At 51.6% G+C, this 19,069-nt stretch carries 18 protein-coding genes; 14 read left to right on the top strand and 4 right to left on the bottom strand.

Features of this window, described 5'->3' with window-relative positions; translation table 11 throughout:
• Positions 1–12 precede the first annotated feature (12 nt).
• Together ACULM0_RS05665 and ACULM0_RS05660 are read left to right on the top strand one after the other, a co-directional pair.
• Positions 13–420, top strand: a complete 408-nt coding sequence (locus tag ACULM0_RS05665) for a GNAT family N-acetyltransferase (protein ID WP_463679457.1) — start codon at positions 13–15, stop codon at positions 418–420.
• 174 nt (positions 421–594) lie between these two features.
• Positions 595–3,252, top strand: coding sequence for a cation-translocating P-type ATPase (locus ACULM0_RS05660; RefSeq protein WP_463679456.1), 2,658 nt, complete (start codon positions 595–597; stop codon positions 3,250–3,252).
• 14 nt (positions 3,253–3,266) lie between these two features.
• Here the strand turns inward: ACULM0_RS05660 and srtB are convergent, their stop codons facing one another.
• Positions 3,267–4,037, bottom strand: a complete 771-nt coding sequence (gene srtB, locus ACULM0_RS05655) for a class B sortase (protein WP_463679455.1) — start codon at positions 4,035–4,037, stop codon at positions 3,267–3,269.
• Between the two features lie 153 nt (positions 4,038–4,190).
• Here srtB and ACULM0_RS05650 point away from each other — a divergent pair, with 153 nt between their 5' ends.
• Positions 4,191–5,234 (top strand): fasciclin domain-containing protein, encoded by a 1,044-nt coding sequence (locus ACULM0_RS05650; RefSeq protein ID WP_463679454.1) that lies wholly within the window; start codon positions 4,191–4,193, stop codon positions 5,232–5,234.
• Between the two features lie 53 nt (positions 5,235–5,287).
• Complete coding sequence (locus ACULM0_RS05645) at positions 5,288–6,151, top strand: helix-turn-helix domain-containing protein (RefSeq protein WP_463679453.1); 864 nt, start codon at positions 5,288–5,290, stop codon at positions 6,149–6,151.
• Positions 6,152–6,209: 58 nt separating this feature from the next.
• Here the strand turns inward: ACULM0_RS05645 and ACULM0_RS05640 are convergent, their stop codons facing one another.
• Positions 6,210–6,743 carry a DUF4364 family protein gene (locus ACULM0_RS05640; protein ID WP_463679452.1) on the bottom strand — a complete coding sequence of 178 codons (534 nt, stop codon included), beginning with the start codon at positions 6,741–6,743 and terminating at the stop codon, positions 6,210–6,212.
• A gap of 141 nt (positions 6,744–6,884) precedes the next feature.
• Between ACULM0_RS05640 and ACULM0_RS05635 the strand changes: the two genes are divergently transcribed.
• Complete coding sequence (locus tag ACULM0_RS05635; RefSeq protein WP_463679451.1) at positions 6,885–8,018, top strand: polysaccharide deacetylase family protein; 1,134 nt, start codon at positions 6,885–6,887, stop codon at positions 8,016–8,018.
• Between the two features lie 56 nt (positions 8,019–8,074).
• On the opposite strand, the gene ACULM0_RS05630 is transcribed toward ACULM0_RS05635, so the two are convergent.
• Complete coding sequence (locus ACULM0_RS05630; protein WP_463679450.1) at positions 8,075–8,275, bottom strand: cold-shock protein; 201 nt, start codon at positions 8,273–8,275, stop codon at positions 8,075–8,077.
• A gap of 237 nt (positions 8,276–8,512) precedes the next feature.
• Here ACULM0_RS05630 and ACULM0_RS05625 point away from each other — a divergent pair, with 237 nt between their 5' ends.
• The 9 genes from ACULM0_RS05625 (at position 8,513) to ACULM0_RS05585 (ending at position 17,618) form a co-directional block, all read left to right on the top strand.
• Positions 8,513–8,677: a DUF2798 domain-containing protein gene (locus ACULM0_RS05625; protein WP_463679449.1), complete on the top strand. Its 165-nt coding sequence runs from the start codon at positions 8,513–8,515 to the stop codon at positions 8,675–8,677.
• A 326-nt stretch (positions 8,678–9,003) separates the two neighbouring features.
• A complete protein-coding gene (locus tag ACULM0_RS05620; protein ID WP_463679448.1) occupies positions 9,004–10,242 on the top strand; it encodes an RNA-guided endonuclease TnpB family protein in 1,239 nt (412 codons plus the stop codon).
• Between the two features lie 364 nt (positions 10,243–10,606).
• Positions 10,607–11,041, top strand: a complete 435-nt coding sequence (locus ACULM0_RS05615) for an ABC transporter substrate-binding protein (RefSeq protein ID WP_463679447.1) — start codon at positions 10,607–10,609, stop codon at positions 11,039–11,041.
• The gene (locus tag ACULM0_RS05610; protein ID WP_463679446.1) at positions 11,038–12,174 is read left to right on the top strand and encodes an ABC transporter substrate-binding protein; all 1,137 of its coding nucleotides are present in this window, start codon (positions 11,038–11,040) and stop codon (positions 12,172–12,174) included. The genes ACULM0_RS05615 and ACULM0_RS05610 overlap by 4 nt, the downstream gene beginning before the upstream one ends.
• Positions 12,171–12,779 carry a DUF6305 family protein gene (locus ACULM0_RS05605; RefSeq protein WP_463679445.1) on the top strand — a complete coding sequence of 203 codons (609 nt, stop codon included), beginning with the start codon at positions 12,171–12,173 and terminating at the stop codon, positions 12,777–12,779. Before ACULM0_RS05610 ends, ACULM0_RS05605 begins: the two co-directional genes overlap by 4 nt.
• Before the next feature lie 9 nt (positions 12,780–12,788).
• Positions 12,789–14,129 (top strand): sensor histidine kinase, encoded by a 1,341-nt coding sequence (locus ACULM0_RS05600; RefSeq protein WP_463679444.1) that lies wholly within the window; start codon positions 12,789–12,791, stop codon positions 14,127–14,129.
• 1 nt (position 14,130) lies between these two features.
• The gene (locus tag ACULM0_RS05595) at positions 14,131–14,778 is read left to right on the top strand and encodes a response regulator (protein ID WP_463679443.1); all 648 of its coding nucleotides are present in this window, start codon (positions 14,131–14,133) and stop codon (positions 14,776–14,778) included.
• Positions 14,779–14,888: 110 nt separating this feature from the next.
• Entirely contained in the window at positions 14,889–16,421 is a 1,533-nt protein-coding gene (locus ACULM0_RS05590; RefSeq protein WP_463679442.1) for an AbgT family transporter, read from the top strand.
• An 81-nt stretch (positions 16,422–16,502) separates the two neighbouring features.
• Positions 16,503–17,618, top strand: coding sequence for a M20/M25/M40 family metallo-hydrolase (locus tag ACULM0_RS05585; protein ID WP_463679441.1), 1,116 nt, complete (start codon positions 16,503–16,505; stop codon positions 17,616–17,618).
• 242 nt (positions 17,619–17,860) lie between these two features.
• Here the strand turns inward: ACULM0_RS05585 and ACULM0_RS05580 are convergent, their stop codons facing one another.
• Positions 17,861–19,033: a CD0519/CD1768 family membrane protein gene (locus ACULM0_RS05580; RefSeq protein WP_463679440.1), complete on the bottom strand. Its 1,173-nt coding sequence runs from the start codon at positions 19,031–19,033 to the stop codon at positions 17,861–17,863.
• Positions 19,034–19,069: the final 36 nt, after the last annotated feature.

The raw sequence follows: 19,069 nt of genomic DNA, 5'->3' as shown, positions 1-19,069 counted from the left end.
TCATGGCCTCTGGTGAAAAGGCCCCTAAGCTGTGATGAACTCTTCGAAAATCTGCCACCGGAGACAGCAGCTGATGCGAAAGAGGTCCTCGGACTTTTCGAAGAGCATAAGCTTATCGGCGTTGTAGATTTCGTGAGGGGATTTCCCGATGACAAGACCGCGCTGATCGGCCTGCTCCTGATTGATCCGTCCTATCGCGGACAGGGTGTTGGTCGAGAGGCAGTGGAGCGACTGGCGGGAAAGGCCGCTGCGCAAGGACTGGATCGACTCCGCGTGGGGGTAATCGAGTTAAACGAGGGAGCCTACCGTTTTTGGAGTAGCCGGGGTTTTCAAGAGGTACTTCGCACAGAGCCCCTTCCCTTTGGAAAGAAGATGCATCGCGTTATCGCGATGGTCAGACCATTGAACGATCAAGCTTAATATCGCGTTCTGATCCGAACACCCCGAGGTGTGACGGACCGGAACGCTTTTTTCATTGTGATCGGTCGTCATGGTTTCCGCTTGTGACCAAACGGTTAAAGGTGGGGAGGACAGGGTATATTCCTAAAAGTAAGAGACAGCGGGCAATCGTGAAGAGAGTGAGAGGTGAGCGCATTGATCGATAGCGCATATCAGAAAGATATTGAGACAGTGATAACGAACGTGGAAACCGATCCTGAGAAGGGCCTTACCCAGAAAGAAGCAGAGAAGCGTCTGGAAGAGCATGGGGAGAATCGCATTGAAACAGAAGAGCAGGTATCACCGTTTGAAATTCTGCTCAGCAACATACATAATGTGATCGTCTACCTGCTGCTCTTGGCATCGGCCGTATCGTTTTTCATGGGTGAAACCATTGAGGCCATCGCCATTCTGGTCGCGGTGCTCATTGCCGTCGTTTCCGGCTTTTTCTCGGAGTACAAGGCACAACAATCCGTTGCAGCACTCCAGGAGATGGTCATCACTGAGGCGAAGGTGATTCGTGATGGCAAGACCAAGCAGATCAGCTCCGTCAAGATCGTGCCGGGAGATCTCCTTTTTCTTGAAGAGGGGGATGCCATCACCGCTGATGCACGTCTGATCAAAACGCAGAGTTTTGCTGCGATCGAATCCGCGCTCACAGGGGAGTCGGAATCCGTAGATAAAGATCAAACCTTCATGGGAGAAGAGGAGACCGCACTGGGGGATCGGCTGAACATGGTCTACATGGGTACGGCTGCCACGCGCGGAAATGCCCATGCTGTGGTCACCGCCACGGGCCATGATACGGAGATCGGTCAGATCAGCGAGATGATGGCCAATGTAGAGGATCGTAAATCTCCCCTCGATGAGCAGCTCGATCGCATGGGAAAGACCCTCGTCTTCGTGAGTGCAATCATCACAGCAATCATCGTGGTCATCGGAATCCTGTCCGGTGAGGCCGTCGCCACCATGATCAAACTGGGGATCATCCTTGCGATCGCCTCGGTGCCGGAATCCCTACCGGCGGTATCGACCATGACGCTATCGATTGGCATGCGGACCATGGCCGATCACAACGCCCTGGTGAAGACCCTGCCGGCGGTCGAGACCCTTGGGTCCACGACGTATATCTGCACGGACAAAACCGGCACGCTGACGGAAAATCAGATGACGGTCAAGAATTTCTTCCTCTCGAACGGAGGTTCCTTCGAGGTTTCCGGTACCGGTTATGAACCCGAGGGAAAGATCACGCGCGATGGCGAAGACGTCAATATTGAGAAGGATGATGAGCTCAGAAGCTTCATTGAGGCCGGCGTGCTGGCGAGTAATGCTTCTCTTTCGGAGGAGGAAAAGGGTTTTGAAATTGTTGGAGATCCCACTGACGGTAGCGTCGTGGTCCTCGGGAAAAAGGCAGGGATCGTGCGTGAGGAGCTGGAGTCGCGCATCGGGGATCGTGTGGTGGAGAAAACCTTCAATAGCGATGACAAGTACATGGCCTCGCTGTACGAACAAGAAGGTACCCACCACCTTTATTTGAAGGGTGCCACCGATGTGCTCATGGAGTTGGCGGGGCTCTCGGAGAAAGAGCGGCAGCAGGTGGAAGAGGACCTGACCACCTATACCTCACAAGGGCTCAGGACCATCGGTGTTGGTCGCGTCCCCGACTACCGGGGAGAACAATCAGAGGAAGGGATTCGCAGTAGCATCGAAGGACAGGTGACGTTTCTCGGTGTGCTGGGGATTCTCGATCCACCGCGGGAGGATGTGAAGCAGGCGATCAAAGAAGCCCAGCACGCCGGCATCCGCGTGCTTATGATCACCGGCGATCACCCGCGAACAGCATCGGCCATAGCGGAGATGATTGGAATCGACAACTATGATCATGTGATCACCGGGGCGGAGCTGTCCTCTTTGTCCGAAGAAGAACTCGACCAAACAATCGCGGACACATCGATTTTTGCCCGCGTTTCACCAAGGGATAAGATGACCATCTTAAAAGCGCTGAACGACGATCGGCACGTGACGGCGATGACGGGTGATGGTGTGAATGATGCGCCTGCACTCAAAGAGGCCGATATTGGCATCGCGATGGGTATCCGGGGAACCGAGGTGGCGAAAGAAGCCTCCGACATGATTTTAGTAGACGACAAGTTCTCGACCATCGTCAACGCGGTGCGAGAGGGACGGGTGATTTTCGATAATATTGAGAAGTTCGTGAAGTTCCTTTTCACCTGTAATTTCATCGAGATTCTCGTGATTTTCTTCAGTATTCTGTTGAATCTTCCCATGCCGATCACGGCATTGCAGATCCTCTGGTTGAACCTGGTGGTGGATGTGTTGCCCGCCATGAGCTTGGCCTGGGAGAACGCCGAAGAGGCTGTCATGGATCGTACGCCACGTCAGCCGGATTCCTCCATCATGAACAAGTCCTTTTTGATGGAAATAGGGTCGTCCGGTCTAGTGCTTTCGCTGGGTTCGCTAGCGGTCTTCTTCCTGCTCATCAATGGTGGAACGGAAGAAGTGCTGGCACGAAGCACCGCCTTTACCACTATGGCCTTCGGACAATTCTTTTACTTGATTTTCGTACGGAAGAAAGCATCGAGTGGATTCGATAAGTCCTTCTTTCAAAACCGATTCATGATGATGGCCATCGTGATCTCGGTTGCATTGCAGTTGGTTGCCCTCTACGTGCCCTTCTTGCAAGGCATACTGGGAACGACGGGAATAGGTTTCGACCATTGGGCTCTCGTGCTCGCAGGCGGAGCTGCACCGGTGATGATCATCGAACTGGTCAAGCGATTGCGCAGAGAGTAAGAAAAAAACACCCTCTAGTCCAGATCTGGACCGGGGGGTGTTTCAATTTCGTAGGCATGAAGGATGAGGCGGCCATCGTCTACTTCATAGGTACAAGTGGCGAGAGTGAGTAGTTTCGCTTCTGCGGGAATGTCTAAGGAAAGTGTCCCGTGTATGGATCGATCGAGCAGTGAGGCGGTATAATCTGGATCCACCTCAAGCGAAAGGGTGTAGGTTTCTGCGCTCACAGGGTAAACGGAAAAAATTTCATAGGTTTTTTCGCCATAGAGTGTTTCCACTGTGATCCTGCGGTTGTTCTGGAAAAAGTCGAGGTCTTTGAAATAGCGTAGGTTGTGGAACATGGTTCCGTCCTTCATATTATGACCGTACAAAATCGTATGTGTGTCTAGACCCGACCCGAGGTTTCGATAATCCATGAAAATGGAACCGGCGGGCGTTTTGTTACCATAGAAGTCGCGATCAAGATAGTATTCATTGTCGCTCGATTTGACCACCGGGTACGAGATAGCCGTGTTCGGAACCTGTAACCACCCCGAAAAGTCGCTGTTCTCATCGAGGAGGTCGCGGAAGGGATGGCGGGTGTAGGTGATAAGCTCCTCCTGCTGATCAAAAGAAACCCGATCATCTGCAACCTCAATTTCTCGGACGGCAGCCCTTTCGATCCCCGTGTGTGTATCTGACAGTGCATTGTAGGCACGTTGTGTCTTCTCGAGGGAATACACCCTGTAGCCCAACAGGACAAGGGATGCAATGATCAAGAAGAGAAAGATTCGACGCATCATCATGTTCACCTCCAACTGCATTATATCACATAAAGGAATAATATTCGAGAAAATTTGAGAATTATTTTCAATTATCCTTGACATAAATTACATTACGTGATATTATTCAGACATCGAAAGCACTTACTGTGATAATGAATTGAGGAGGTACTACTCATGAAAAGGTTGTTTAGTCTTCTGATCGTCATGATGATGATCGTCGTATCGGTCCCCGGTTTTGCAAATGATCAGTCTATCGTCGAAATTGCCGTTTCCAATGATGATTTTTCCATTTTGGTCAGCGCACTCCAAGAAGCTGAATTAGTTGAGGCGCTGCAAGGAGAGGGTCCCTTTACCGTCTTCGCACCGACGAATGCAGCATTTGCTGAGTTATTAGCTGCACTCGATATCGAAGCGGGAGATCTTTTGGGACATCCGCAGTTGGCAGAAGTGCTTCTCTATCACGTGGTCTCCGGCCAAGTGATGAGTACAGATCTTTCCGATGGTATGGAAGCACCCACACTTCAGGGTGAATCCCTCATGGTCGACCTATCAATGGGTGTTATGATCGATAACGCATCCGTCGTTACAGCTGATATTGAAGCTGAGAACGGTGTGATCCACGTGATCGACAGCGTCCTCGTCCCCGATAGCTTCAGTCTGGAGCAACCTGAAGAAGAGGAAGCAGAAGCCGATATCGTGGATATTGCTCTCTCAGATGAAAACTTCAGCATGCTGGTCATGTTACTACAGCGTGCGGAACTCGTTGAAGCCTTGCAGGGTGAAGGTCCCTTCACCGTCTTTGCACCCACCAACGCAGCTTTTGAATCGCTCTTGGCAGCACTGGACATCACTCCGGCCGAGCTCATGGCGCAACCTCAGCTGGCTGAAGTACTTCTGTACCACGTAGTCTCCGGTCAAGTGATGAGTTCAGACTTATCAGATGGACTCGAAGCCCCCACACTACAGGGTGAGTCGATTGCTTTCGATCTCTCCGATGGTGTCAAGGCGAACAGTTCCTCTGTCGTGGCCGCGGACATCGAAGCATCCAACGGTGTGATCCACGTGATCGACGAGGTGCTCGTACCCCAGGGATTCGTACTTGAATCAGTGGAAGAGGACACCACACTCCCCAAAACGGGAGATGTCGGGATGCTCCCACTGCTGATCTCATCAATGATCGGATTAGCAGGGTATGCAGCAAGTCGAAAAAAATGGTAAACTAATGAGGGTGCTTCGGCACCCTTTTTTTCAAAGCAAGGAGAGTGATGCACATGGCAACCTTCGGTGAACGTTTGAAGAGACAACGTAAGAAAATGCGGATGAACCAGAAGGCGCTTGGTGCGGCTGTGGGTGTTGGCCAGTCTACGATCGCCCACTATGAAAGCAACGATCGGTTTCCGAGCGAGAGAGTGCTCATGGCCTTGGCAGACACGTTGCTGGTAAGTCTCGATGAACTGCTCGGAAGAGAACCGATGCGAGAGACAGATGCTGTAGTAGAGCACCTTGAGACGGAAGATGAGGCGATCGATCGCTATACCTCTCTTCTCGTTGCACATCAAGAACAGCAGGCGACCGATTTGATCCTTGGCCTTAGCAGTCGTGGGTATTCTCTAGTGACGTTACTCGAAGGGGTCCTTCGACCGTCCATGGTAGCGATCGGTGCCCTTTGGGAGAGAAAAGTGATATCCGAGGCCACGGAACACTACGCTACTGCAGTCACCGAGCGTGTTCTATCGAAACTAGAGCTTTCCTTAGGCACAGCAGAAACCCATGGCACTGTGATTTTGACTACGCCCGCTGTGGAAAGGCACACGCTACCGCTGAAGATGATGCACCTGCTCTTCCGAGCGTCAGGATGGCGTGCCCTGTATATCGGGTCATCGGTACCTTTCTCCGGTTTGCAGGCGATGATCGAGAAGGAGAAGGTAACGCACGTTGCCCTCTCTGTTTCAATCCCCGATCACATAAACGCATTGGACCATATGATAGAAGCGCTGGCCGATCTACCGGTCCAAGTGCTACTCGGTGGTCGCGCCCTAGATGATGCGCAGGTCCGCCGCTTCGAGGAGCGCGTACAACGTATCTACTCCAATTTGTCCGAGCTCGGTCGTGACTTGGAGGCACATCGGTTGTAAGGAAAAACAACCCCGCTCTGTAGAAAAGAGCGGGGTTGTTCACATGCGTGAAGGTTATCTACTGTTCGCTGACCAATAGGCCCAAAATGTCTCCATAGAGGAACTGGGCGTTGTTCTTCCAGTGGCGGCAGATTAGCTTGGCGTGCTCATTGGATACGACGGTCAGCTTGAGATCGATCAGATCTGCGTCGTTTTCGTTGACCCTCAGATGCACGAGAAAGTCATCATCATCGAGTCTTTGGTAATCGGCAAAGATGCGGGTGTGAACGACGAAGCGTTTCTTCTTTGTTTCAATCAGATCGTTCAGGTGCTGCCGCTGCATTTGGTCCAGTCGGTCGTCGAAGAAATTGAGGGCATCGCGCCCTTTCTCCGATAGAACGAAATATTTTTCCTGATCACTTTCGGAGACCTCGATCATTTGACCTTTCACGAGGTCGGAAAGGTACTGTTGTAGTTCGAAATAATTGAGCAGGTTGTGTTCGAGAATAAACTCGGTGGCCTGGTCGTTGGTCAGCGGTAGGTTAAACTCACTGAGAATATGTAAGATCGTAATTTTTTTACGAACTTCTTCTTGTGTATTGTTCGAGAACATGATGCACCACCTCATTGTATTCAACACTCACAGTATATCATAAAGCAATGGGTAGAAAAAGAACCGCTTTCGACTTCACTTCACGTACATATTAAAAATGTAGAGTGAAGGAAACGAGAAAATTGTAGAGGTGATCTGTAGATGAGAAAGATCCTAATCGTGGCCACCCTAGCGGTGCTACTCACGGGGTGCGCAGTAGCAGAATCGGATGAAGTGGACGCAGGGCAGGTGGTAGCGCCCGAGGTCGTGGTAGAAGAACCTGCACCGGTTCATCCCATTCCTGAAGAAGCTCCTGCGGAAGAGGAACCTGCACCCGCGGAGGAGAAAATGACGACCCCGGAAGAACCCGCACCACCGACTGAAGAGGAGTACAGGGCTCACTCGGTCAACGAAATGGGTGAGGTGATGGTGATTATGTACCATAACCTAGCCGAAGAGAATACCGCTTATGCCAGACGTGTGGAGGATTTTAAGAAAGACCTGCAAACACTCTACGACGAGGGCTATCGGCCCGTTTCCTTGTCTGACTATGTGAACGGTCGGGTGACTACCCCCATGGGAACCACCCCCTTCGTGTTAACTTTCGACGACGGGCACATCACTAATTTCCGCTATATCGAGGTGGATGGTGAACGCGTGGTTGATCCTGACTCGGTTGTAGGGATTTTGGAGAGTTTTCACGAGCGGTATGAAGATTTCGACTTAGAGGCAACGTTCTTTCTCAATGGGTACACGCCCTTCGGAGAAGCGGACTATGTTGAAGAAAAGATCAATTACATCGTGGAGCGGGGGATGGATATCGGGAATCATTCCTACGGACACGAGCATCTCGACGAACTCAGTGGTTACGAAATACTAGAAACCTTGGGCAAAAACGCACGGCAGATTGAAAACTGGGTAGAGGATCCAGACTACCGTGTCGCGTGGTTAGCTCTCCCCTATGGCGAGCGACCTTCCGACGAGGCGCGGGATGCCTACGTGGTGACCGGTGAGTACGAAGGTTTTGAATATGCCCATGAGGCCATTTTGAAAGTGGGCTGGCGACCGGAGTTCCCGCCCTATCACGAGGCTTTTGATTTCAGGAGAATCAATCGTGTGCAAAGTGGTGATGGTGACCTGCAGCTTACGGACTGGTTGGAGATCATGAGACAAAATCCCAACCGTCGCTATGTATCCGATGGAGACCCGCAAACCATTGTAATCCCCCAGGGATCTGAATCTGCCCTAGATCAAACGAGCGTATCATACCAAGAAGTCATCATATTCGAAAAATGAAGAAAAGAGTAGAGCCCATGCATGGGCTCTACTCTTTTCTTGGCTTTGTGGTGGATCTATAGTTTTACGACGTTACTGGCGATGGGACCCCGATCACCTTCAACGATTTCGAACTCAACCGATTGACCTTCCTCGAGCGTCTTGAATCCTTCGCTCACGATGCCAGAGAAGTGAACAAATACATCGTCCTCTCCTTCGATCGAGATGAAGCCAAAGCCTTTTTCAGGGTTGAACCATTTGACCGTACCAGTTTTCATAAATAATTCCTCCAAAAAATAGAAGTGTGAACCGTCGACATCAAGTTATCTGATTCTTCCGATGTCCCTTTTATTTTAACAACCCCTGATCTGACCGTCAATATCTAGAAGAAATTAGGAGAATTGATAGAGGGTTACAATTGGAGGCGATGCGGGTCGCTTTGTGCACTTTTCATAAAAAAATTGATGTGGACAAGGTGCTATTCTATAATGGACGCAGAAACGAGGAGGCGTATCATGAAAATTCCCAAACGCTATGAAAACATTGTGTCAGCCATGCTGGCTTCCTTCGGGATTTCCCTTTCCATTTCTTTTTTTATGACGGTCATCTACCATGGCGTCACAAAGAATTTCTTAAACCTATGGGCGGAGTCCTTCTTCATAGGGTATTTGATGATTTAGCGCCTGCACACTCGTGACTTCAGTCGTGAGTTAGGGCGTTTTTTTTCGCGCAATGTGCTCAATATTTCCTGTCGAAGGAACAGAACATATGTTACAATAATAGAAAGGTGATTTCATTGACAGAAGAACTTTGAAGTGGTAACGATATACATTCGAGTCGTAACTTTGGGTTTTCATACCCAAAAGACATGATGAGTGACAATATTTTAGATTCGCCAAGAATGAAATGAATGCAGTTTGCTGCAGCTCACAGATGGAATTATGCACATCTACTGATGAAAATCAAATCCGAAGATACGCCAGTCTCAAAAGGAGAAGGAGTACTCATGGGTAAACGAATGACGGTCAAAGAAAAGAATGCGATATTGGCTAAGCAGGGTCTTCAGTTGAAACACTATGGCCTTGTTCTTCGTGTTTATCCTACTGAGGAACAGGCGATTCTCATCAACAAGAACATTGGATGTGCCAGGTTAATCTACAATAAGTATCTCGATGCGAGGAAAACCTATTATAAGGAGAATGGAAAGAAACTTTCGGTTGGTAGATACAAGAAGGAGACCATGGTGCCACTGAAGTCCTCTGAGGACTATGGTTTCTTGAAAGAGGTCGACAAATTTGCTTTAGAAGCGGCTTGTGAACATGTCGAAGATGCGTACGTTCGCTTCTTCACTCGTCAAAACCGATATCCGAAGTTCAAATCAAAACGTAGCGCTAAGAAGGCCTATACAACCAAGATGACGAATAACAACATCGAAATCATTGGTTCTTCTCACATCAAGATACCGAAACTTGGGAAGGTGTCCATGGCAAAAGTAAAGACAGCAAGAAATAAGGGGATACTCAAGAAAGTCAGAGGGGGTCATGCAAGGATCTTAAAAGCGACGATCACCCTGAAGGGTTCTAAGTATTATGTTTCCCTTGCTCTCGAAGAGACGATCGAGTTGGTAAAGCCCTTGGAGATCCAGAGTATTGACGCTTCGAAAGCCGTCGGTGTTGATCTTGGCCTCAAGACCTTCGCCACCATCTCCAATGGTGAAAACACCGCGTTCATCGAAAGAGCCAAGTACATCAAGGCGTCGGAGAAGAAGCTGGCCAAGCTCCAACGGAAGTTGGCCAAGAAACAGCTCGATTCACAGAATTACAAGAAGGTAGCACAAAAAATAGCCAATTTGCATGCCCATATAGCAAACCAGCGAAAAGACTTCGCCCACAAACTGAGTACCCGGTTGGCCAACGAAAACCAAGTGGTCGTACTGGAAACACTGAGTATCAAGGGCATGGTCAAGAACAAGAAGCTATCGAAAGCCATATCAGATGCGGGATGGTCTCAGTTCATCGCCTTCCTGAAGTACAAACTAGAGTGGCAGGGAAAGTATCTTGTGCAGATCGACCGTTGGTATGCCTCATCCAAGATTTGTTCTTCCTGTGGGGAGAAACACATCGCCCTTACGCTGAGCGACAGAGAGTGGTGTTGTAGTCACTGCGGTGCTGAGCACGAACGGGATGAGAATGCAGCCATGAACATCAGAAAACAGGGTTTAGAAATGCTAGGCATCTCAGCCTAAGCATAACCGGTACCAAGTGTACCTGCACCGTTGGGACAACGGGAAGCGCCTGTCACATTTGTGAGCAGAGCCCAGCTCTGTAGGAGGATTTGTAAGACTTGGGTTGCTCTTGCAATCCAAGCGGTGGCCGGTGAAACAGGAAAAAGTGGTCGTCGCCTAAGGCGATAACCGAATCCCGTGACTTCAGTCATGGGTTGTTCAATGCCGTACCGTCATCGATGCTCGTTGTACCGATGGTGCAGAAGGTCCTGAAAAAAATTATTATCCTCGATTGAGTCGTCCGTACCGGACGGCTTTTTTTCTTTACTTGGGTCCCGTGCTGTCTTTTTGGTACAATGGTGGTAAGACAGGAAGGTGAAGATCAATGAAAAGTAAGAGATGGATGGGGTTGTTGCTCTTGGTAACCCTCTTGACCATAGGATGCGAAGAACCGGTGGATGATACGGAGCTTGTGATCGCCCGCACCAACGATGCCATCGGCTTGGATCCAGCGACAGCCACGGAGACCGAGGCCTTCAAAGTCACGGTGAATCTATTTGAGACCCTGGTTTATACGGACGAAACCAGTGGGGAGATCCAACCACTGCTCGCCGAATCCTGGCAGAGCAGTGAAGATGGTCTCCGGTGGACCTTTCGGATCAGGGAAGACGTTCCCTTTCACGATGGAACTCTTTGTGATGCAGAGGCCGTCGCCTTCAACTTTGAGCGGTGGATGAATGACCAGAGCCCCTTTCATGCGGCAATTTCAGCTACTACTTCTATAACTTCGGAGGTTTTCCGGGGATTATCGAGAGTGTGACAGCACTCTCCGACCGATCGCTCGAGATCATTCTGGAAAGGCCCTATGCTCCCTTTCTTAGTACACTCAGCATGCCGGCCTTTGCCATCGCATCTCCCGAGGCCATCGTCACGTACAATGATGACCTGTTTCTTCATCCCGTGGGAACGGGCCCCTTTCGTTTTGTCCGTTGGGAACAGGGGGAGGAACTGGTCCTTGAGCGCCATGACGATTACTGGGGTGAGATTAGCGGGGTCGGTCGCCTGGTCTTTCTCACCGTGCCGGAAAGTGAGGATCGTCACGCCTTGCTAGAGGAAGGTACCGTTGATATCGCGTACAATCTGAAACCGCAGGATGCAGAGGAAGTGGTGGGAGATCCCGACCTGATCCTCCACCGCCAGCAGTTTCTGAATCTCGGCTACCTGGCCATCAATAACACGAAACCACCCTTCGATGATGTGCGGGCGCGAGAGGCCATTGCCCACCTTGTCGACAAGGAGAAGATGATCGAGGAGGTCTTTGGAAACGTGGCCAGAGAGGCACATTCCTTCCTGCCACCTGTACTCTGGGGCTATCATGAGAAAATCACTTCGCGGTCTTATGATCTTGACCTGGCCAAGCGTCTTTGGGGTGAGGCGGCAGGCGATCGACAAGAACCGATCAGCCTCTGGGTGATGACGACACCTAGAACTTATTTCCCAGATCCCCTTGGCCTGGCGACCTATCTGAGAGACCAGTTCGATGCGGCGGGAATCGAGATCGAAGTGATCAGTCTGCCCTGGGATCATTACCTCGAGAAGATCAAGGAGGGTGAACACCACTTGGCGCTCATCGGTTGGAATGCCGACCAACCGGATCCGGACAATTTCCTCTACACTTTTTTCACTTCGGAACACCGCAAACCTGGAATTGCCTTTAACTATAGCTTTTATTCGAATCCGGAGGTAGATGAGCTGCTCAAGAGAGCCCGCGAGACGACGGACCGGTCCTTCCGCATCAGTTTGTACCGTGAGATGCAGGAGATGATTTACGAAGAAACCCCGGCTGTTCCCCTGGTCCACACGATGCCAGCTATCGGCGTGTCTAGGCAAGTACAGGGCTACCGGCCACTGGCTAGCGGGAACGATCTACTCAATGAGGTGACGGTAAAATGAAAAAACTACTGAACAGAGCCGGTGTGGTACCCGCCCTCGGTTTGCTTCTTTTGATGGTCTCCACGTTCTACGCCTACACCACCCTGCAACGTGAGTCTTTTGAGTCCACCCTCCCCACCCTTCCCCGACCTATTGGTGAGGAGCGGGCGCTGATCACCTCGGCCGGTCAGAGCACGGATACCTATCTGGTCAAGGATCTGGCAAACGGTTTGCGTATACAGAATTTCTTTATGCCCGGTGCCACGGCAAAAGACCTCGAGGAGATTGAGACCATCCTGGTCGTGGTCGGTTACAGCGACTTTGGCGAGCGCCTGAAGAGTGAAGAAATGGAAAGCGAGATCGAGCGTCTGGAGCTGCTCTACGCGGTCGTAGAAGAACGGGGTCTTCCGATGATTACGCTCTTTCCCGGTGGTGCGGGACGCCGTGGTCGGGAAACGGATGAACTCTTGGCGAGATCGATTGACGTGTCCGAGTATGTGATTGCTACCATTGAAGGCGACTACGATGGTTGGATCAGCGACAGGAGCGAGGAGGCCGGTGTGCCTTTGACGCTCGTGGAAGGTGTGGCGTCGTTTTCAGAACCGCTCGCATCGATTTTTCGTTAGGAGGGTCCGATGAATCGTTACGCAGGAAAAAGAACGATCGGACTCATCTGCTTGTTTTTCGGCTTTTTACTACCGGCTTTTTTTGAAGGGCTCTGGTTGCGGGCCATTGTTTCCGTTCGGGAGGCGATCACGTCTGGAAACAGCGGACATCTTATTTACGCAGGCGCCATCGGCGCCTTCGCCTCGGCGACCATCGGGATGATGATCTACATGGGTATCCACCTGTTGTTATCTCGAATGAAGCGAGGGTGGTTACACGATTTGACGGGCATGGGTCTCACGTTACTATCCCTCCTTGCCATCGGGGCACTTTACCGTCTCCCCATGGAAGTTTACCCACTGGTGCTAGGGCTCCTGCTGACCCAGCTCTTCATTGCCCCGGTGGATGAAAAGGGACTGGCGGTGTTTCCCGTGCTCGTCATCGGGATCCAGCTCTTTGTGGCCACGGCCTGGGTGGCCATGATGCCCCTTTTCGACCCCTATGGTATGGGAACGACGGATCTGCCCACGAGCATCAAGGTGGCGGGCGATTACCTCGATAGTCATTTCTTATTGAATTTCGTCGGAGCGGGTTTCTTGGTCCCCCTCTTCTTTTCAGCGCTTCTGACGGCCCGCGTCTTCTACAATCACAAGCGTCACCTCGAGATGATGGCCACACAACACGCCAACGAGCGGGAGCTCACCCGGCTGAGGGGGACGGCCATGGAAAGCCGCATTCATGAGGAGATCAATGCACTGGCTCACGATTTAAAAACCCCACTGGTGACGATTCGAGGCCTGAATTCGCTCCTGGGTATGGCGGTAGATGCGGAGAAAATCCAGACCTACACGTCACGAATCGATGGGGCCGTGGATAAGATGACAGATATGATCACTAGTTTTCTCTATGAATCTTCGCGACAGCGGGTGCAGGTGAAGGACCTCGTTCGCATGATCCGTGCGCAGTCACCCATGGAAGAAGAGCGGGTCGAGTTCATCGAGGATGTAAAGGAGGGTCTCCCACCCCTGACCATCAACCGCGTCCGAGTTGTCAGGGCTTTCGTAAACCTGGTTGAAAACGCGAACTTGGCCCCTTCTTCTGAAGAGCTCAAGCGGATTGAACTCAGGGCCGATCGAAGGGATGACCGGATTTGTATTCGGGTGATCGATAATGGTATGGGCATTCCTCCGGATCATCTTCAACAGATATTCGAGATGGGCCATTCGAGTCGAGGTAGCTCGGGGATTGGACTAAGCTTTGCCAAGAAAATCGTTACGGAACACGGTGGCGACATCACAGTTGAGTCGATGGTGGGGAAGGGAACGATCTTCACTGTGTCGTTACCCTTTAAGACGGATGAGGAGGCTTGAAATGGCTACGGAAACGAAACGCATCGTGATCATCGATGATGAGGAGGATATTCGGTTCACTTTAAGTGAAATCTGCAAGATGGCCGGGCACGCCGTACGAACGGGTGCGGATGGCGAGGAGGGGTACGAAATCTGTCACACCTGGCGTCCGCATCTGGCGATCGTGGATTATCATATGCCAGGATGGGATGGACTGAAGACGGTAAAAAAGCTCCGAAAAAAATTCCAGGCCATGGCTATTCTGGTGCTGACGGTGGATGAAAGACAGGAGATCGCCGACCGCTTCATGGAGGTAGGGGCCACGGACTTCGCGATCAAACCCATTAAGGCTCCTGATCTGATCGCGCGCATTACGGTCAACCTTCGGATCCAGGAGGTGGAGGAGAAGATGCTTGAGGAGAAGGAGAGCGTTTTTCTCGAAAAAGGCATCAGTCCTGCCACTCTGGCGCTGATCAGCGAGTATTTCGAAAAGCAGACGGAGGCCGTGACTATGGATGAAGCCGCCGCCGCCCTCAACTTGGCCTATCAGACCGTGCACCGCTACGTGCGTCACCTGATTGAAGATGAAAGACTCGAGGTCATCCCCATGCACGGGCAGGTCGGACGACCCAAGAACACATACCGTTGGTCCAAGAGCACTTTTTTTTAATTTCATCAGAGAAATATGTGATAAAAAACGCTTTCCTGAAATTCTTGCATATAATGTGGTTGTGTCGAATGTCATAATAACGTTCAAGAATTTTAATGGGAGGTACATCGATGTCTACGAATGCTAAAGCACAGAAACGTTCGGGGCTGTTCAACAAGTTCCTTAATGTTGTGGAACGCTCAGGAAACAGACTACCCCACCCTGTCACGATCTTTTTACTCTTGTCACTTGCTATCATCCTGATCTCAGAAATCGGATACCGCGCAGGGCTGACGGTAAGCTTCTACGATGCAAAGGCCGGTGCCGATGCAACGGTGAACGCTGTATCGCTGGCTAATCCAACGGGTCTACAGTACATGATCAACTCAGCCGTGTCGAACTTCACAGGCTTTGCGCCCCTCGGTACGGTCCTTGTGGCCATGATCGGTGTGGGTGTAGCAGAAGGAACGGGCCTCATCTCAGCAGCGTTGAAGAAGCTCGTGCTCAGCACACCTTCTCGCCTGATCACGGCAACGGTCGTCTTCGCTGGAATCATGTCTAACGTGGCTTCTGATGCCGGATACGTTGTACTCGTTCCGCTCGGCGCCATTGTGTTCCTTAGCTTCAATCGTCACCCGCTCGCAGGTCTTGCGGCCGCTTTCGCCGGTGTATCCGGTGGTTTCTCCGCAAACCTCATGATCGGTACGATCGATCCCTTGCTCACTGGGATCACGAACGAAGCCCTGACGGTCGGTGGCTTCGATCTCACAATTCTCCCAACGAGCAACTGGTACTTTATGATTGCTTCTACTTTCCTGCTCGTGGTACTCGGTACCTTTGTGACGGAGCGCATCGTTGAGCCTCGCCTGGGCGAGTACAAGGGTCCGCACCTGATCGAATCTATGGAAGTATCTGCTGAAGAGAAAAAAGGTCTCAAGGCCGCGGGTCTTGCAATCCTCGTCTTTGGTGCGATCATGCTTTTCCTCACGGTTCCTGAATCCGGTTGGCTCCGAAATGCCGGAGATCTGTCGGCCTTCATCAGCAAAGGTCTCGTACCCACGATTATGCTCGTGTTCTTGGTACCCGGTCTTGTCTTTGGTGTCGCTTCAGGCTCTGTGAAAAACGACAAAGACGTCGTGAAGTTTATGTCCAAAGCGATGGCTTCAATGGGTGGATACCTGATCCTCGCTTTCGTTGCCGCCCAGTTTGTAGCCTACTTCAGCTATACGAACCTTGGGATTATCCTGGCCGTTGGTGGTGCGAACTTCCTTAGTTCCATCGGTTTCACAGGTCTTCCCCTCGTACTGGCCTTTATCGTCGTAGCTGCTTTCATCAACCTGTTCATCGGTTCTGCATCTGCCAAGTGGGCGATCATGGCTCCGATCTTCGTGCCTATGATGCTCCGCCTCGGGATCACACCTGAGTTCACGCAGCTTGCCTACCGTATCGGTGACTCAACGACGAACATCATTTCCCCACTGATGAGCTACTTCGCGGTTATCGTGACCTTTGCTCAGAAGTACGATGATGAGTCAGGAATCGGCACGTTGATTTCCTCGATGGTGCCCTACTCCATTGTGTTCTTGATCGGCTGGTCGATTCTCATGACCGCTTGGTACCTCTTGGGCTTACCGATTGGTCCCGACGCCTTCATGACACTGTAGTCAGCACCACAGGTAGACGGAAAAGGGAAGACATCAACGGGTGTCTTCCCTTTTTTTAATGAGTATTCAAGGAGGTACATCATGATCAATGAAAAACGATTGGTAGAGCAGTTCATGCACTACGTCACCATTGATAGCCCCACAAAAGAAGAAAAAGATTTTGCAGATTTCATCTCGGTCGAGCTCAAGGACCTGGGTTTTGAAGTGACCATAGATGATGCCGGTCCAAAGGTTGGATCGAACACGGGTAACGTGATCGGACGTTTACCGGCCACTTGTGATGGTGAGCCGATTCTTTTCAGTTGTCATATGGACACGGTGTCGCCGGGACGAGGGATCAAGCCCAAGCTCGAAGATGGTGTGATCCGCTCGGACGGAACGACGATCCTCGGTGGGGACGACAAGGCCGGAATCGCCGCTGTGGTGGAAGCTATCCGCAGCCTGGTGGAAAGCGGGCAGCCTCATGGGCCGATTGAAGTGGCCTTCACGATCTACGAAGAGGGTGGTTTGCACGGTGCCAAGAACCTCGATGTCTCGAAAATCGATGCCAAGCGTGCTTTTGTTCTTGATAGTGGTGGTAACATCGGCGAGATTATCATCCAAGGCCCTGCCCAGGACAAGATCGACGCGACGATCAAAGGTAAGCCTGCCCACGCCGGCGTGGCTCCAGAAGAGGGGATCAGCGCCATCATCGTGGCTGCCGAGGCCATCGCCAAGATGAAGCTCCTGCGCGTGGACGAAGAGACCACAGCCAACATCGGAGTGATCAGCGGTGGCGAAGTGACGAATATCGTGACGCCGGAAGTGATGTTGAAGGCCGAGGCGAGAAGTCTCGTGAACGAGAAACTCGAGGCGCAGTCCGCCCACATGATCCGGACGCTCGAGGAAACTGCCGCGGCCCATGGCGCCACGGTAGAAATCGACCATCGGCGCATGTACCCGGCTTTTGGTCTCGATGCCTCGGATAAGATCGTTATGACCGTGAAGGGTGCCTGTGAAAAAATCGGCGTGAAGCCCTACACGACGGCTTCCGGTGGTGGAAGTGATACGAACATCTTGAACGACCGCGGAATCACGGCCGTCAACCTCGGGATCGGCGAAAGAAAGCCTCACACGCTTGAAGAGCATCTTTACGTGAAGGATCTCATTAAGAGCGCCGAACTGGTGGTTGCCTTGATCGAAGCGCACAAAGCATAAAACCGTAGGGAACCCCTTCACCTAAAATGTAGAGGATCCCATCAAGAAGACATATGGAAAAACAAATAAAGGTACCGCTGATCAATATTGACCAGCGGTATTTTTTATGGTGCTGACGAGAACATCCGTGTCTTTAGCGAAGCAAAGGATCGAAATAAATGTTCAGTGACATCTGTCAGCCATTTCTCACAAAATCTCAAGCAAGGAATCCCGACCACAGTGGTGTTTGCAGAGCAGTCAGATTAGATGAGCTGGCTGAGCAGGAAGAGGTAGTGTGCGGAGATTCCGGCGGCAAGCCCGCCGAAGGTATGGGAGAGGATGGCTTTCGAAGCCAGCTGGCGCACCCCGAGGGCATCCATCATGCCCACGTGGGTGGATAAGTAGCCGGACCAGCACATGCCCATTGCAGTGAACACGGCGATCTCGTTGGCGCCGATGAGTCCATCGTTCAGGAACTTGGCCACGAGACCCAGAGAGGCGCCCACGGAGCCTAGAGAGGTGATGGGGAAGGCCAGGGCCTCGGGGCTCTGGAAACCGAAGAGAGGCGTCAGGATGGGCTCGATGTACATGCCTAGGCGCGGGAGCAAGCCGATACCCTCGTAGGCTATACCCTGGTACACAGCTTGTCCCGCGATCCTAGCCGAAGGCTCGAGGGTGAGGATCATGACCATCGTACAGATGATGATAACACCGGGAATGATGTCGAGTCCGAGATCAACCCCTGTTTTTCCACCCTCGAGGACCGCGTCGAGGGCCCTCTCGAGGGCAGAACCCTTGCGCACCTCCCGGACGGTCAGGTAATCGTTGGTGTTCACGTGTAGCGCCTGCTCGCTGGTGTCGTTGATGTGGTAGTAGGCTTTGGTGAAACGCATCATCAACCGAACGCTGACCACGCTCCCGATGATTGCGGCTAGGTTGCCAATCACAACGGGAACCACGAACTCCGTACCGTCGCCCAGACTGATCATGTACGTGGTCAGGATGAGCCCCATACCGAAGGCTGTCCCCAGGTTACAGAGCGCGGGCGTTTGATAGTTCTTGAAGTATTTTACAAAGCCGCGATCTTTGGCCAGGCTGATGATCGCAGGGTTATCGGATAGGTAGGTGGTGATGGCACCGAGCGATGCGGCGCCGGGTAGATTGTACATGGGCCCCATGACTGGCGAGATGAAGCGATTGATTAAGGCGACGATGCCGAACTCTGAAAAGAGGGCGGACAGCGCACCCGCGAGCACGGCGATGGCCATGATGAAGAAGACGGTGTTCAGCAAGAGGTCGTGGGCTGTCTTCATGATGACATTGAGCATTGTACCAACGCCCATTTCCCGACCGATCAAGCCGAAGACCAAGAAAAAAATTCCGATGAATACGTAGGTCTCGAGCGAGACCGCTTTCTTAACGTGCTGATTGTCCATATGATCCCCCCAGATGTATGTATCGTGTGCCCAGCG

This window comes from Halotolerantifilum yawarlongkerapense (assembly GCF_054506745.1).
Note: the sequence above shows the minus strand (reverse complement) of the source record. Positions and strands in the feature narration are given on the sequence as shown.

Excerpts from the sequence above, each read along its gene's own strand:
- ACULM0_RS05650 (WP_463679454.1), top strand. The coding sequence starts at position 4,191 with ATGAAAAGGTTGTTTAGTCTTCTGATCGTCATGATGATGATCGTCGTA.
- ACULM0_RS05615 (WP_463679447.1), top strand. The coding sequence starts at position 10,607 with ATGAAAAGTAAGAGATGGATGGGGTTGTTGCTCTTGGTAACCCTCTTG.
- ACULM0_RS05600 (WP_463679444.1), top strand. The coding sequence starts at position 12,789 with ATGAATCGTTACGCAGGAAAAAGAACGATCGGACTCATCTGCTTGTTT.
- ACULM0_RS05635 (WP_463679451.1), top strand. The coding sequence starts at position 6,885 with ATGAGAAAGATCCTAATCGTGGCCACCCTAGCGGTGCTACTCACGGGG.
- ACULM0_RS05580 (WP_463679440.1), bottom strand. The coding sequence starts at position 19,033 with ATGGACAATCAGCACGTTAAGAAAGCGGTCTCGCTCGAGACCTACGTA.
- ACULM0_RS05640 (WP_463679452.1), bottom strand. The coding sequence starts at position 6,743 with ATGTTCTCGAACAATACACAAGAAGAAGTTCGTAAAAAAATTACGATC.
- ACULM0_RS05605 (WP_463679445.1), top strand. The coding sequence starts at position 12,171 with ATGAAAAAACTACTGAACAGAGCCGGTGTGGTACCCGCCCTCGGTTTG.
- ACULM0_RS05595 (WP_463679443.1), top strand. The coding sequence starts at position 14,131 with ATGGCTACGGAAACGAAACGCATCGTGATCATCGATGATGAGGAGGAT.
- ACULM0_RS05590 (WP_463679442.1), top strand. The coding sequence starts at position 14,889 with ATGTCTACGAATGCTAAAGCACAGAAACGTTCGGGGCTGTTCAACAAG.
- ACULM0_RS05625 (WP_463679449.1), top strand. The coding sequence starts at position 8,513 with ATGAAAATTCCCAAACGCTATGAAAACATTGTGTCAGCCATGCTGGCT.
- ACULM0_RS05620 (WP_463679448.1), top strand. The coding sequence starts at position 9,004 with ATGGGTAAACGAATGACGGTCAAAGAAAAGAATGCGATATTGGCTAAG.
- srtB (WP_463679455.1), bottom strand. The coding sequence starts at position 4,037 with ATGATGATGCGTCGAATCTTTCTCTTCTTGATCATTGCATCCCTTGTC.
- ACULM0_RS05585 (WP_463679441.1), top strand. The coding sequence starts at position 16,503 with ATGATCAATGAAAAACGATTGGTAGAGCAGTTCATGCACTACGTCACC.
- ACULM0_RS05645 (WP_463679453.1), top strand. The coding sequence starts at position 5,288 with ATGGCAACCTTCGGTGAACGTTTGAAGAGACAACGTAAGAAAATGCGG.
- ACULM0_RS05630 (WP_463679450.1), bottom strand. The coding sequence starts at position 8,275 with ATGAAAACTGGTACGGTCAAATGGTTCAACCCTGAAAAAGGCTTTGGC.